Origin of the sequence: Bacillus cereus (assembly GCF_002561295.1) — a bacterium.
In the GTDB taxonomy this organism is placed as follows: Bacteria; Bacillota; Bacilli; order Bacillales; family Bacillaceae_G; genus Bacillus_A; species Bacillus_A cereus_S.
The window spans coordinates 18,923-32,786 of sequence record NZ_NTUG01000011.1 but is presented as its reverse complement, the minus strand read 5'-3'; the positions used below and the strand labels follow the sequence as shown (position 1 = coordinate 32,786).

The window sequence follows — 13,864 nt, the reverse complement described above, 5'->3', positions numbered from 1 at the left end:
TTTATACAAAAAGGATTTAGAAAAGGAAAAGCCGAAATATACAGTATAAGCGATAGAAATGGGGGAAAATCATGGAGTTTTTAAATGGGAGAACAGCGGTTATAACAGGTGCTGCACAAGGGATAGGTAAGGAGATTGCTCGCACTTTTGCAAAGTTAGGGGCAAAGGTGTTAATCAGTGATGTGAATGAGGAGAAATTAAAAGAAACAACAAGAGAATTTTCAGATCAAGGGTATGAGGTAAGTGTATACGCATGTGATGTAAGTAGCCAAAATGAAGCAAAGTCATTAATTGAATATGCGGTTCAAACATTTGGCGGGATACATATTTTAGTTAATAACGCTGGAATTACAAGAGATGCGATGTTACATAAAATGGAGAAATCAGCTTGGGAGCAAGTTATGCAGGTGAATTTAACAGGGGTGTTTTATTGTATGCAACCGGCACTTCTTTATATGAGACAGCAACAATTCGGTCGTATCATCAATATTTCTTCCATTAGCAGGGAAGGGAATATTGGACAAGCAAATTATGCTGCAACGAAAGCAGGAGTTATCGGATTAACAAAAACGGCAGCAAAAGAAGTAGGTGGGTTTGGTATTACTTGTAATGCCATTTGTCCAGGGTTTATGGATACGGATATGACAAAAACAATACCGGATAAAGTGAAAGAGAAGATGGTTGGAGCAATTCCAGTTGGAAGAATAGGGACGCCACAAGATATTGCAAATGCAGCAGCCTTTTTAGCGTCAGAGTATGCGTCTTATATTACAGGCGAGGTATTAAATGTGAGTGGTGGATTACAAGTTTAAAGGAAAAGAGCCTGACTTTATAAAGTCAGGCTCTTTTCCTTAGTTTAAGTTTACCCAAACGCTTTTTACTTCAGTATAGTTATTTAAAGCATACGATCCCATTTCACGTCCAAGGCCGGATTGTTTAAATCCACCAAATGGAGAAGCAGCATCAAATACGTTATAACAGTTTACCCATACTGTACCAGCACGAACTTTGCTTGCAATGTAATGTGCATTTTTTACGTTTTCTGTCCATACACCAGCGGCAAGACCGTAATTTGATTTATTGGCACGTTCAATTACTTCGTCTAAATCATTAAACGGTAAGGCAGAGATGACAGGACCAAAAATTTCTTCTTTGGCAATTGTCATTTCGTCATTTACGTCGGCGAAGACGGTTGGAGATACGAAATAACCTTGGTCAAATGGATTATTTCCGCCACAAAGGACTTCTGCGCCTTCTTCAATACCTTTTTCAATATATCCTAAAACGCGTTTTTGTTGTTCTTCAGAAACAAGAGGTCCAATTGTAGTTTGTGGATCTAAACCTGCACCTTGTGTTAATTTTTTCGAATATAGCACAAGATCGGCCATAACATTGTCATACATTTTCTTTGGAATAAATAAACGGGATCCTGCGGAGCACACTTGTCCTTGGTTAAACATAACACCAGAAAGTACACCTGGGATTGCACGAGATAAATCAGCATCTGGCAAAATAATATTGGGTGATTTACCACCAAGTTCTAATGTAACTCGTTTCAGTGTTTCAGAGGCTTGTCTCATAATGTGTTTGCCGACAGGAGTGGAACCGGTAAATGCAATTTTATCGATGAGAGGGTGATTGACAAGAGCTTGTCCAGCTGTTTCACCGAATCCTGGTACGATGTTGACAACACCTTTTGGGAATCCAGCTTCTTCAAATAATTCAGCTAAGTATAATGCGGAAAGGGGTGTTTGTTCTGCTGGTTTTAAAACAATTGTACAGCCAGTTGCAAGTGCAGCTCCCATTTTCCACATCGCCATAAGGAGCGGGAAGTTCCATGGAATAATCTGTCCAACGACACCAACTGCTTCGTGGCGCGTGTAGTTAAAATATTCACCAGATACTGGGATTGTTTGACCAATGATCTTTGTAGCCCAGCCAGCATAATAACGCATATGTTCAATGGCAAGCGGAATATCTGCTGCTGACGTTTCACGGATTGGTTTTCCGTTATCTAATGTTTCAAGTTGTGCTAGTTCTTCTTTATGCTCCTCCATTAAGTCAGCAAGCTTGTACATAAGGCGGCTTCGCTCAGCAGCGCTCATACGAGACCAAGGACCTTCATCAAATGCAACTCTAGCAGCTACTACAGCCTTATGAATATCTTCGCGACCAGCTTCCGAAACAATTGCGAGTGTTTCACCAGTTGCTGGGTTAGGAGTTTTAAACGTCTTTCCGGAAGCGCTTTCAATGAACGCTCCATTCACATATAATTTTTTTGTTCCTTGAAGAAACTTCTCTACTTTTTCATGAAGATTTACAGCTAGTTGACTCATTGTATAACCCCCTTGAAAATATAATATAAACGCAGTATGGAACGGCGCTTATTTTTGACATAGAGTTGTAAAGAAACTAGGTGAAAGACCTCTAATTTAAATCATAAATAAAGAAGATTAAAAATTCAAATTTCATTTATGTTACAATTGTAAAAAATATGTAATATGAAGCTGAATTCTATATCTTTTTAAAAAATCCTTCTAGTTTTTCTTTTCTAGTAGGAAAAACTAGAAGAAGAATGTTACAATTATACCTCGTGAGAGGAGGGAGAAAATGAAGGATTATCATGATGATCCACGCTTTCGAGTTGCTCATAAAGAAGCGTTGATAGGTCTTGGACTTGCTGTTATTAATTTTATCATATGGTATGGGTTTGCTTATGGGCTTGGTAGTAAAGATCCAAGTGAATATACATATGTATTAGGCTTTCCGGCATGGTTTTTTTATAGTTGTATAGTGGGTTTTGTAGTAGTAGTTATTCTACTTATTTTAATTGTGCGTTTTGCATTTCAAGATATTTCGCTCGATGAGGAAGAAAAAAGTGAGGAATGATAAATGAATTGGTACGTAATAATTCCAATGATAATTTCTTTTATCGTTGTATTTTTAATTGGTGTATATGCATCAAGACGTGTACAAGCAACGGCTCAGAATAAATTTTTGCAAGAATACTTTCTTGGAGGACGTGAGTTAGGCGGTCTATTATTAGCTATGACGATGATTGCTACGTACGGTAGTGCGAGCAGTTTTATTGGTGGACCTGGAATTGCATATAATATGGGGCTTGGATGGGTATTGCTATCAGCAATCCAGGTTGTAACGGGTTACATCGTCTTGACGGTAATTGGTAAAAAGTTTGCAATTATTGCAAGAAAGATGGAAGCAATTACGCTTATTGATTACTTAAAAGGAAGGTACAATCATAAAGCGGTAGTCATTCTTTCGGCATTATGTATTATTATCTTTTTATTTTCAGCGACAGTTGCCCAGTGGGTTGGTGGCGGAAGGTTAATTGAATCGTTAACAGGTCTTTCGTATACAACGTCTTTATTTCTTTTTACCTTTTCTGTACTTATATATGTTTTAATTGGTGGATTCCGTGCAGTCGCTTTATCTGATACATTGCTCGGCATTATTATGTTAGCGGGTACGACAATTATTTTAATTGCAACGGTGATTGCTGGTGGCGGAATTGAAAAGATTATGCAAGAACTCGTTCAAATTAATCCTAATTTAATTACTCCATTTGGAGCCGATGGGAGTTTAACGAAAACATATGTAACATCATTTTGGATATTAATTGGGGTTGGTGTTGTCGGCTTACCCCAAATTAGTGTGCGTGCGATGTCTTATAAAAATTCAAAAGCGATGCACCAAGCTTTAATTATCGGAACAATTGTTGTCGGGACCATTATGATTGGTATGCATTTAACAGGTGTGTTTGCCCGTGTGGTACTTCCTGGTGTAACAGTGCCGGACAAAGTAATGCCACTTCTTGCAATGGAAGTGTTGCCACCTTGGCTTGCTGGAATCTTTTTGGCGGCCCCAATGGCGGCTATTATGTCGACTGTAAATTCACTTTTATTACTTGTGAGTTCATCGATTATTAAAGATATATATGTGAACTATGTCAATGAGAAAGCAACTGATGCCGCTATCAAAAAAGGAAGTTTGTGGATTACTGGGATCGTTGGTTTACTCGTGTATGCAGCAGCTATTAAACCGCCAGATTTTTTAATTTGGTTAAATTTATTTTCCTTTGGTGGTTTAGAGGCCGCTTTTATTTGGCCAATTGTTTTAGGGCTATATTGGAAAAAGGGGAATGCATACGGGGCGCTTGCGTCTATTCTTGTTGGTGTCGGTTCTTATATGATTGTTCACCTATGTTTTCCAAATCCGTTTGGTATACATACAGTCGTGCTGCCGATTTGTTTTGCTTGCATTGCGTATGTAACAGGCAGCTTGTTAACGTCAAAAAACAATGTGAAAATATAAATGCATGTCAATTGGTGATATTTAATAGAATGTATGGGATGGGGGTATCCTTCCATCCCATACATTTTCCATAAAAAATAGAGCTCCTATAAATGGAATAGGAGCTCTATTTTTATGTATAGAACTTATCTATGATGCGAATTTATGTGTAGGATAAGTTGGAGTATTATTTTTGTTCTTACTGAAAAGTTTTTGGAAAACAAATCCGTCCAAACCGATGCGCCCTGCATTATGTCCTGCTACTAAAATAAGGATAGACAGTAATATCATATTTGGGTTTGTACTTATAGTACCACTTAAAAGAAAAGCAGTATTCATAATAATTCCGAAAAATGCAGCCGTTTTTGTTAATCCTCCTAAAAGAAGCCCTAATCCGACTAAAACTTCTCCCCATTGCACAAAAAAGCTAAATAAATCAGCATTTGGAAGAGCGACATGTTGTAGAAAATCAGCCCACCAACCTTGTACAGCTGGATGATCTCCACCCGCCTTTGCGATTGCTCCTTTTAAAAAGCCGCTTGCGTCAAATTGTTGACCAAAAATTTTCCCTAATCCAGCAGCTAGCCAAGCATACCCTAAATATAAACGGAGAGGTAAAAGGATAAATAATGCTTTCGTGTTACTACGTAAAAAATGAATAAACATAATAAATTCCTCCTATACATAATAAAATGTATTTACAAGTTTATTATGTATTTTTGTGAATCGAATCACAATGAACGAAATTTGAACAAACAGTTTGAATTGGTTGTTTTTTTGTATAATTCATTGTTTGTTCAAAAGTCAGTGCGCAAATTTCATATTTCATGTGTATGGTATAAACGATAAAGAATATGCTTTTGGTAATAAGGGGTGAAAGGATGGAAAGTATCATGAAAAAGGTTCTTTTTTTAGGGGATCCTGGAATTGATGATTCTTTGGCGATTATGTATGGATTGTTACACCCTGAAATTGAGATTGTTGGGATTGTCACTGGATATGGAAATGTGACACAGGAACAAGCAACAAGCAATGCTGCTTATTTAATGCAACTAGCAGGGAGAGAGGATATACCTATCATTAATGGGGCAAAAATGCCGTTATCAGGTGAATTTACAACATATTACCCTGAAATTCATGGAGCGGAAGGATTGGGGCCGATTCGCCCCCCGAAAACAATTCAGCCAAATATTAAATCGTTTTGTACAATCTTTGATATTATTGAGCGATATAAAAAAGAAGTCATTATTGTTGATGCTGGGCGATCAACAAGCTTAGCAACCGCATTTATTTTAGGAAAAGACGTCATGCAAAATGTGAAAGAATATTACTGTATGGGTGGCGCTTTCCTCATTCCAGGGAATGTAACACCTGTAGCAGAGGCAAATTTTCATGGAGATCCACTTGCATCCAATCTCGTCATGCAGCATGCGAAAAATGTAACGCTGATTCCGCTTAATGTCACAAGTGAATCACTGATTACGCCGGAAACGGTAAAATATATAAAAAAACATTCTAAAACTGGATTCAGTAATTTAATTGAGCCTATTTTTGAATACTATTATAAGGCGTATAAGAAAATAAATCCGAAAATATCAGGTAGTCCGATTCATGATGTTGTTACGATGATGGCAGTTGTCAATCCTTCTATGATTGAATATGTATACCGGAAAGTAGATGTGGATTTAGAAGGGAGTGCAATGGGGGAAAGTATTGCTGATTTCCGGCCACAACCTGATGCAAAAGCTCTTAAAGATTGGGTGAGAATTGGATGGAAATTAAATTATAAGAAATTTGTTGAAAACTTTGTTCGAATTATGACATAGACATAATAAGAGATTACAAGTTAAAATAATAGAGACGATTATTTAAATAATCGTCTCTATTATTTTGTGTATAACTGTATATAAAAGATATAAATTAGGAGAGGGAATTCACTTGAGAAAAGTTATAATATGTGCAGGAATCATTGGGGTATTTATAGTGCTTATATCCGGTAACTTTTTAGTGAAAAAAGTTTGGAGCTCTAGTAATGATGATGCTCAATATATCGCCTCATATGTGGAAGAACATAAAGATGAAAAAAACAGCGCCTTACTTATAAAACGAAATGATAAAGTCGTTTATTCTGTAAATCCCAATGTTGTATTACCAGTTGCGAGCACGATGAAGTTAATTGTCGCATTTGAATTTACGAAACAAGTTGTAGATGGGAGAATTGACCCGAATAGTTATGTGTCAATTGATGATGTAAATCGCTATTATGTTCCGAATGCAGACGGTGGTGCGCAGGATCGTTGGCAAAAGTATTTAATAAGAACGGATAAAATAGATGGAAATGCAGTGCCATTAGAAGAAGTTGCAAAGGGAATGGTGAAGTTTAGTTCAAATGCAAATACAGAATATTTAATGGATCGACTTGGGCTAGATCATATTAATCAAAATTTACAAAACTTATCACTTCCTTCACATCAACCATTATTTCCAATCGTTTCTTCTCTATATATTCCGGGATATTTGCATAAAGAATTGCATATTCCGAAAGATAAGTTAGAGAAAACGCTAAAAGAAATGCCTTTAGAAGAATACCGTCGTTATGCGATTTTAATACATGAACGATTAAAAGAAAAAGGACCATTATTACAAAAAGAGATTCCGCTATATTTAGAAGAAAAATATGAGAAAATATGGTCGGATAAGTTGCCAGCTGCATCCGCAAATGATTATATGGTACTTTTGGAAAAAGCGAACCATAAAACAGGATTTACAAAAACTGAAGAAGAAGAATGGGCAAACCTTGTCGAAACGGATATGAAAGCAAAGAAGTATCGTAAGTCATTCAAACATGCTGGGCAAAAAAATGGGTATACACCATGGACGTTAGCAAAAGCCGTTTATGCTACCGATAAATTTGGGAATTGCACAGAAATTGTGTTTTTAGCAAATCAATTGGATGAAGATGATAGTATAGAGCTTCGTAAGCATCTGCGAAATTTACATTTCCAGGTGCTACAAAGTGAAAAATATGATGCAACTATTATTAAATAAACCTGATGCATGGGGCATCGGGTTTATTTGTGTTCATCGAATTAAAGTTTCACTTTATACACGCACCTTTTCAGAAGCTCAGGGTATGATGGTTAGTAAATAACTGGGCGAAAGGGGAAAGAGTGATGCGACAGGATAAGAAAGGATTTATAAAGAGTGAAGGCGCTGATTTCCCTGGAGAAACCTATGCAAATTGTGTATTGCAGCATGTGTTTCAATTTCAGCGAGATTATTTATTACAAGAGATGTTTATGATTCATCGTGCTCATATTATCATGCTTATGGAACAAAAAATAATGAAGAAAGAAGATGCGAAAATTATTTTAACAGCGCTCGAAAAAGTGTCTCGTATGCCAAAGGATCAATTCGTGTATAAGAAGGAACATGAAGATCTCTTTTTTTTAATTGAACATTTAATTGTAAAAGAAGCGAACGATGATCTAGTAAGTAATATGCATATTGGTAGAAGTCGTAATGATATGGGAGTCGCAATGTATCGCATGAGTTTACGACGGTATATATTGCGTTATATAGAGCATTTTCTACTTTTGCAAGAAAGCATACTAGAGGTTGCAAACGAACATATGGAAACCGTTATGCCGGCATACACGCATACACAACCTGCTCAACCAACAACATTTGGGCATTATATGTTAGCGATTTATGATACGATGCATCGGGACTTAGTGCGAGTTTGGAAAGCGTATGATCTCGTGAATCAATCGCCATTGGGGGCTGCTGCTCTTTCTACTACTAGTTTTCCGATAAATAGACAGAGGGTTGCAAATTTGCTCGGATTTTCAAGCGTGGTAGAAAACTCATATGATGCGATTGCAAGTGCAGATTACTTATTAGAGACAAGTGCGGTGCTAATGGTAACGATGACGAACAATAGTAGATGGCTTCAAGATTTCTTATTATTAGCGACAAAAGAATACAATGGAATTACTGTTGCAGATCCGTATGTGCAAATTAGTAGTATCATGCCACAAAAAAGAAATCCTGTATCAATTGAACATGCTCGTGCGCTTGCGAGTAGCGCATTTGGAGAGGCTTTTACTACATTTCAAATGATTCGTAATACACCGTATGGAGATATTGTTGATACGGAAGATGATTTACAGCCACATTTATATAAGGGGATTGAAAAAGCAATTCGTGTTTTTTGTATGATGAATGCAGTGATTCGAACAATGAAAGTGGAAAATGAGGTTTTACGAGCTAGGTCGTTGAAACATGCGATTACAATAACAGATTTTGCAGATGCGTTAACAAAAAATTATCAAATTCCTTTCCGGCGTGCTCACCATGCGGCAAGTCAACTTGCCAAAATGTCTATGCAGCAACAAAAAGAGTTGCATGAATTAAAACTGATAGAAGTAAATATGTATTTACAAGAAAATTTTCATATCATACTCTCAGAAAAAGAATGGAATGACATTATATCGCCAGAAACATTTATTGCAAAAAGGAATGTGTATGGAGGACCAAGTAAACTGGAAATGATGCGTATGATTCAAAAGAGGAGAGAGCTTATTAAGAAAGAAGAAGTTAAATTTGAAATGGAGAAGCAAAGAATTACGCAATGTGAAAAAGAAGTAATGATGGCAGTCTTGAATATTATTGAATCGTAAAAGAAGGATTTTGCGAATGAATCTCCAATATTCTATTAAAATATAAATAGAAGGAAGAGAATGTTGATGGTTCAATTACAGGTGTATGAAGATATTTCTCATTTTAAGAATGAGATCGTCCCTATTTTAGAAAGGAACGAACAAGAAAATAATTTAATATTAGGGGGGCTACACTCCGTAGAAAGCCCACTATTTATGGCAGCGGCAAAGCAGAATGAAAACAGCGTACTCATACTTCTTCAAACTGAGAAAAAGAAAATGATCGTTGCTAAATCTGAAGTATCGGAGAAGGACATAAAAGAAATAGCGAAACAATTAGTGAAGGTGTATCCCAATATACCTGGATTAATCGGGGAAAAGAGAGTTGTAACACAACTAGCTGAAGAAATCGCGCAGATAGAACAAAAGAATGTTTTTATCCGTATGAATCAAGGGATTTATGAATTAAAAAAAGTAAAGAAAAAATGGGATAATCATGGTGTCTTCCGTCAAATAAGAAACGGAGAATTACCATTAATTGAAAAATGGGTGTACCAATTTTGTGAAGATGTTGGATTGCCGACTACGGAAGAAAAAGCAAAAGAAACTGCAAATACATTAGTCAGTACAAATCGTTTATTTGGTTGGGAAGTAGACGAGAGACTGGTTTCAGTAGCTGCGATAACAAGACCGACGAAGAGTAATATTACAGTCAATTTTGTATATACACCGAAAGAAGAACGGAAGAAAGGGTACGCTTCTAATTGCGTGGCTGCACTGAGTCAACGTATGTTAAATGAAGGGTATGAAACGACTACATTATATACGGATTTAGCAAATCCAACGTCTAACAAAATTTATCAAGAAGTAGGATATGAATTCATAATGGAATCTGTTTTAATATTTTTAAAATCATAAAAGGCTCGCCTATTGGCGAGCCTTTTATGATGAAACTATTTTTCATCAATACGAATAACTCCACCTTGCTCAAAATCTTCTGTTTCTAGAAGGTGAACAATGGCCTTTGCGACATATTCAGGGGAAAGTAATTTTCCTTCTTCTTTTAAAGCGATAAATCGATCTAAGTTCGTAAAATCTTCTTTTTCTGTTTGGCGAATTTGTTGTTGCATGTTTGTATCTACAACGCCTGGTGCAAAGGCAATGGTTTTAACGGGATATTCTTTTCCTGCTTCTTCTGTAGCGATGCACTTTGTAAACATATTGATGCCTGCTTTCGTTGTGCAATAAGCTCCCCAGCCAAAGTATGGATTTTGTCCAGCGCCAGAAGAAATGTTAATAATACGTTTTTCTACTTCCAAATCTTTCGTATGTTTCATAAAAGAAGAAGTAAGAAGCATTGGTGCAATTAAATTAATTTGCACATTTGCAATTAAAAGATTACTCTCTGACTTTTCGATAGGTTTCATTGGAGCCAGAACACCCGCATTATTAATTAAATGGATAGATGAAACAGTCTCTTTTTCAATTGATGTAAAGATTGTGTCCATTGCAGTTTCAAGGTTATGTACATCTTGAAGATCGATTGAATGAAATGTTAAAGAAATATTTTTTTGCTTTGCTTGTTCCATAAGCTTTTCATTTTGTCTTCTGGAAATACAAATGAGTTTAGTGTCGTCCTCTAATAACTGTGTTGCAATTGCTTCTCCTAATCCTTGTGAAGTACCTGTTAGAATCACATAGCGCATTTTTATAAACTCCTCTCGTATGAAATATTACTTTAATTACTTTATATACCTCGCATTAACTACCCGTAAAAGCATGGTACATGAGGATTAATAGTCAGTGGGGGAAGGTTCCGACGCACTGATGAAAGTTCCATCTTATATGTTATCGTATAGAAGATTTTTAATAAAGAAATAGATCCCCTCATGTGAAGGGATCTATTATTATGCTAAAGAAAGTAGTCGCTTGAACAAAATATTGTTTTCAAGGTGTACATGTTGGAATAAATCGGATTCGAAATCTTCTAAGCGATTATATACCATGCGATATGTGCGGCAAGCATGCTCTGGAGGAGTAAAGTCATTTGTAATTCTTCGTAGTTCTTTTATTAGATCACCAGCTCCGTCATGCTCTTGTTCTAATTCTTCAAGCTTTTCGATTGCTAAAACTAGGTTTTCTTGAGTTGGATTTTCTTCGTATTGTTTGATAAGTGGGAATACGAGAGTTTCTTCTTTAATTATATGTTGTTCAAGTTCGAGCTTTAATTCATGAAACAGTCGGTGTACGTCACTTAAATGCGGTCCTGTTTGGCCATGCACGCGAAATACTTTTGTTACATATGGGCTCAGTTGTGGTAATTCTTCTTGAATATAGCGATGATGCTTTTGAATAATATGATCTATTAACGTTGTGAATGAAACTTCATTCCAGTTTGTATCTTTATGGTGTTCCGATATATACAAAGTGTATTGATTATTTAATGTTTTTAACAGTTCGTCAGCTGAAATTTCTTTTGCTTCTGTTGCTACTTCGATTGTTTTATCCCCACCACAACAAAAATCGATGCGATGTTTTTTGAACAAATCACTTGCTTGTGGGAAGATGGAAACTACTTCACCAACAATAGATGTTTTCGTAAAAAGTGTAGACATATGAATCATTCCTCCATTCGTTACTCTATTTCTAGCATAAAGAAGAAGAGAGAAAGTTGAAGTGATTTCAATCACAAATATAATGGAAAGTTTATGACGTTTTTGGATTACTGCGTGCCTTTCATTATAAGTTCACATGATATAATGATGCAGGGTGATGAAATTGAAACATAAAATGGGCCTATATAATGAACCATTTCAATCTATTCGATCTGGAAAAAAAGTATACGAAGTGCGCTTACGCGATGAGAAGCGTCGGAACATACAAAAAGATGATGAGATTGAATTTACTAATTTAGTAACAAAAGAAATACTTTGTGTAAAGGTGACGGAATTAAAGTATTATCAAACCTTTCAACAGATGTATGAGGATATTGAAAAAGAGCTGCTAGACTGTGCCAATTGGAGTTTGCAAGAGATGCTAGCAAGTACATATGAAATATATACAAAAGAACAAGAGCAAAAGTGGGGAACGGTTGCAATTGGGGTTGAAGTTATAGCATGAGTCGAAATCGTGGCGTGGCTATTATTAGAGAGGATGATAAAGTCGCTCTTATAAAACGTATTCGGAACAATGAAGTATACTTTGTATTTCCAGGTGGAGGAATTGAAGAAGATGAAACACCAGAAGCGGCAACCGTACGTGAAGCTTATGAAGAACTAGGTGTGCATATTGAGATTCAAAGACTGGTTACGAAGTATGAGTATAACGGTACGCAATATTTTTATGAAGCACGTATCGTTGGTGGTATTTTTGGTACAGGAAAAGCTGAAGAATTTACAAATGGTGATAGAGGACAATATATTCCGGTTTGGATTCCTATACAAGAGCTATTCCATCTAAATATCAAGCCATATGAAATAGCAGAAAAAATTGTCCATTGTTACAAAAATGTGAAGTCTGACGACATACAATAAAAACTATTGACACGGCCTTCTGATTTCAGTATTGTAGTCAAGTATGTGCTTAAAATCAGGAGGTTTTTATGGAGAATCAAACTACACATCATGTGAAAATGACAACAGCGGATCCATCTGGAATTGGTCTATTTGGATTAGCGATGGTAACACTTGTAGCGTCATCGCAAAAATTAGGATTAACGGATGGCGTTTCACTTGTATTACCATGGGCAATCTTTTTAGGAGGATTTGCGCAAATCTTTGCATGTATTCACGATGCGAAGCATAACAATACGTTCGGTACAACTGCATTTGGTGCATATGGCCTGTTTTGGTTAGGTGTTGGAACGTCTTGGTTAATTCAACTTGGAGTATTTGGTGAAAAATTAGCCCAATCTGCAGATTCAAAGCAGCTTGGTGTAGCCTTTATTGGATATTTAATCTTTACCATTTTTATGACAATTGGCGCAATGGAAACACATAAAGTATTATTTATGATTTTTGTACTTATTGATTTCTTATTTATTGGTCTTTCATTTAGTACTTTAGGTGTTATGCCACATGCTATGCATAACTTAGCGGCGTATTCTGAATTATGTATTTCACTACTATCCTTCTATGGTTCAGCAGCGGCTGTATTAAATACACACTTTGGAAAAGTTGTATTACCAGTAGGAAAACCATTTGGTATTTTTAAGAAATAAGAATGAAAAACACGAATGACGAGAATGGTCATTCGTGTTTTTTTGTACAAATAAATAGATGGTTTTCGGATTGTATAAATAATTAGCGGAGGATAAAGGAAACTCCCACTCATTAAAGTTTCAATTATTTGTAGAAAAGAGAAAAATACATTTGCAATTGATTCTCATTATTAATATAATGAGAATGATAATCAATTGCAAAAAAAGGGGGTGTCGACATGGCGAAAATTTTAATAGCTTATGCAAGTATGTCAGGAAATACAGAGAGTATTGCAGATTTAATTAAAGTCAGTTTGGATGCATTTAATCATGAAGTGGAATTAAAGGAAATGGAAGGAATGGATCCAGAAGAATTATTAGCGTATGATGGTATCATTTTAGGATCTTATACGTGGGGAGACGGGGAGCTACCATTTGAAGCAGAAGATTTTCATGATGATTTAGAAAGTATAGATTTAGCTGGGAAAAAAGTTGCTGTATTTGGATCTGGTGATACAGCCTATGAACAGTTTTGTGAAGCAGTAACTATTTTTGAAGAACGTCTTGTAGAATGCGGTGCAGAGCTTGTACAAGAGGGATTAAAAATTGAGTTAGCTCCAGAAGAGGAAGAAGATATCGAGAAATGCAGTAACTTTGCAATCGCTTTTGCTGAAAAGTTCTAGGAATGGGAGTG

The 13,864-nt window shown here is 36.1% G+C and carries 15 protein-coding genes; 11 read left to right on the top strand and 4 right to left on the bottom strand.

Annotated features, from left to right (window positions below):
* Positions 1-71 precede the first annotated feature (71 nt).
* Positions 72-812, top strand: coding sequence for a 3-oxoacyl-ACP reductase FabG (gene fabG / locus CN373_RS09630; RefSeq protein WP_000395048.1), 741 nt, complete (start codon positions 72-74; stop codon positions 810-812).
* Between the two features lie 39 nt (positions 813-851).
* On the opposite strand, the gene dhaS is transcribed toward fabG, so the two are convergent.
* Positions 852-2,336 carry an aldehyde dehydrogenase DhaS gene (gene dhaS, locus CN373_RS09625; RefSeq protein ID WP_098359178.1) on the bottom strand — a complete coding sequence of 495 codons (1,485 nt, stop codon included), beginning with the start codon at positions 2,334-2,336 and terminating at the stop codon, positions 852-854.
* Positions 2,337-2,610: 274 nt separating this feature from the next.
* On the opposite strand from dhaS, the gene CN373_RS09620 reads away from it, so the two are divergent.
* Positions 2,611-2,889: a YhdT family protein gene (locus CN373_RS09620; RefSeq protein ID WP_000656246.1), complete on the top strand. Its 279-nt coding sequence runs from the start codon at positions 2,611-2,613 to the stop codon at positions 2,887-2,889.
* 3 nt (positions 2,890-2,892) lie between these two features.
* Positions 2,893-4,332 carry a sodium/pantothenate symporter gene (gene panF, locus CN373_RS09615; protein ID WP_001104849.1) on the top strand — a complete coding sequence of 480 codons (1,440 nt, stop codon included), beginning with the start codon at positions 2,893-2,895 and terminating at the stop codon, positions 4,330-4,332.
* 129 nt (positions 4,333-4,461) lie between these two features.
* Here panF and CN373_RS09610 read toward each other — a convergent pair whose 3' ends face one another.
* The gene (locus CN373_RS09610; RefSeq protein WP_000469853.1) at positions 4,462-4,977 is read right to left on the bottom strand and encodes a DoxX family membrane protein; all 516 of its coding nucleotides are present in this window, start codon (positions 4,975-4,977) and stop codon (positions 4,462-4,464) included.
* A 227-nt stretch (positions 4,978-5,204) separates the two neighbouring features.
* Between CN373_RS09610 and CN373_RS09605 the strand changes: the two genes are divergently transcribed.
* The 4 genes from CN373_RS09605 to CN373_RS09590 all read left to right on the top strand — a co-directional run bounded on the left by CN373_RS09605 (position 5,205) and on the right by CN373_RS09590 (position 9,890).
* Positions 5,205-6,137 (top strand): nucleoside hydrolase, encoded by a 933-nt coding sequence (locus tag CN373_RS09605; protein ID WP_098359227.1) that lies wholly within the window; start codon positions 5,205-5,207, stop codon positions 6,135-6,137.
* Positions 6,138-6,249: 112 nt separating this feature from the next.
* Positions 6,250-7,359 (top strand): serine hydrolase, encoded by a 1,110-nt coding sequence (locus CN373_RS09600; protein ID WP_098359177.1) that lies wholly within the window; start codon positions 6,250-6,252, stop codon positions 7,357-7,359.
* Between the two features lie 125 nt (positions 7,360-7,484).
* Positions 7,485-8,993 (top strand): argininosuccinate lyase, encoded by a 1,509-nt coding sequence (gene argH, locus CN373_RS09595; RefSeq protein WP_098359176.1) that lies wholly within the window; start codon positions 7,485-7,487, stop codon positions 8,991-8,993.
* 66 nt (positions 8,994-9,059) lie between these two features.
* On the top strand, positions 9,060-9,890 hold the full coding sequence (locus tag CN373_RS09590) for a GNAT family N-acetyltransferase (protein WP_000250420.1): 831 nt from the start codon (positions 9,060-9,062) through the stop codon (positions 9,888-9,890).
* A 35-nt stretch (positions 9,891-9,925) separates the two neighbouring features.
* Here CN373_RS09590 and CN373_RS09585 read toward each other — a convergent pair whose 3' ends face one another.
* Complete coding sequence (locus CN373_RS09585) at positions 9,926-10,678, bottom strand: (S)-benzoin forming benzil reductase (protein ID WP_098359175.1); 753 nt, start codon at positions 10,676-10,678, stop codon at positions 9,926-9,928.
* Positions 10,679-10,879: 201 nt separating this feature from the next.
* Complete coding sequence (ric, locus tag CN373_RS09580; RefSeq protein ID WP_000105543.1) at positions 10,880-11,587, bottom strand: iron-sulfur cluster repair di-iron protein; 708 nt, start codon at positions 11,585-11,587, stop codon at positions 10,880-10,882.
* Between the two features lie 163 nt (positions 11,588-11,750).
* Between ric and CN373_RS09575 the strand changes: the two genes are divergently transcribed.
* The 4 genes from CN373_RS09575 to CN373_RS09560 all read left to right on the top strand — a co-directional run bounded on the left by CN373_RS09575 (position 11,751) and on the right by CN373_RS09560 (position 13,853).
* Positions 11,751-12,092 carry an ASCH domain-containing protein gene (locus CN373_RS09575; protein ID WP_000681086.1) on the top strand — a complete coding sequence of 114 codons (342 nt, stop codon included), beginning with the start codon at positions 11,751-11,753 and terminating at the stop codon, positions 12,090-12,092.
* A complete protein-coding gene (locus CN373_RS09570) occupies positions 12,089-12,505 on the top strand; it encodes an NUDIX hydrolase (RefSeq protein ID WP_000089351.1) in 417 nt (138 codons plus the stop codon). The genes CN373_RS09575 and CN373_RS09570 overlap by 4 nt, the downstream gene beginning before the upstream one ends.
* A 68-nt stretch (positions 12,506-12,573) precedes the next feature.
* Positions 12,574-13,191: an acetate uptake transporter gene (locus CN373_RS09565; RefSeq protein ID WP_000431480.1), complete on the top strand. Its 618-nt coding sequence runs from the start codon at positions 12,574-12,576 to the stop codon at positions 13,189-13,191.
* Between the two features lie 218 nt (positions 13,192-13,409).
* A complete protein-coding gene (locus tag CN373_RS09560) occupies positions 13,410-13,853 on the top strand; it encodes a flavodoxin (protein WP_001062771.1) in 444 nt (147 codons plus the stop codon).
* Positions 13,854-13,864: the final 11 nt, after the last annotated feature.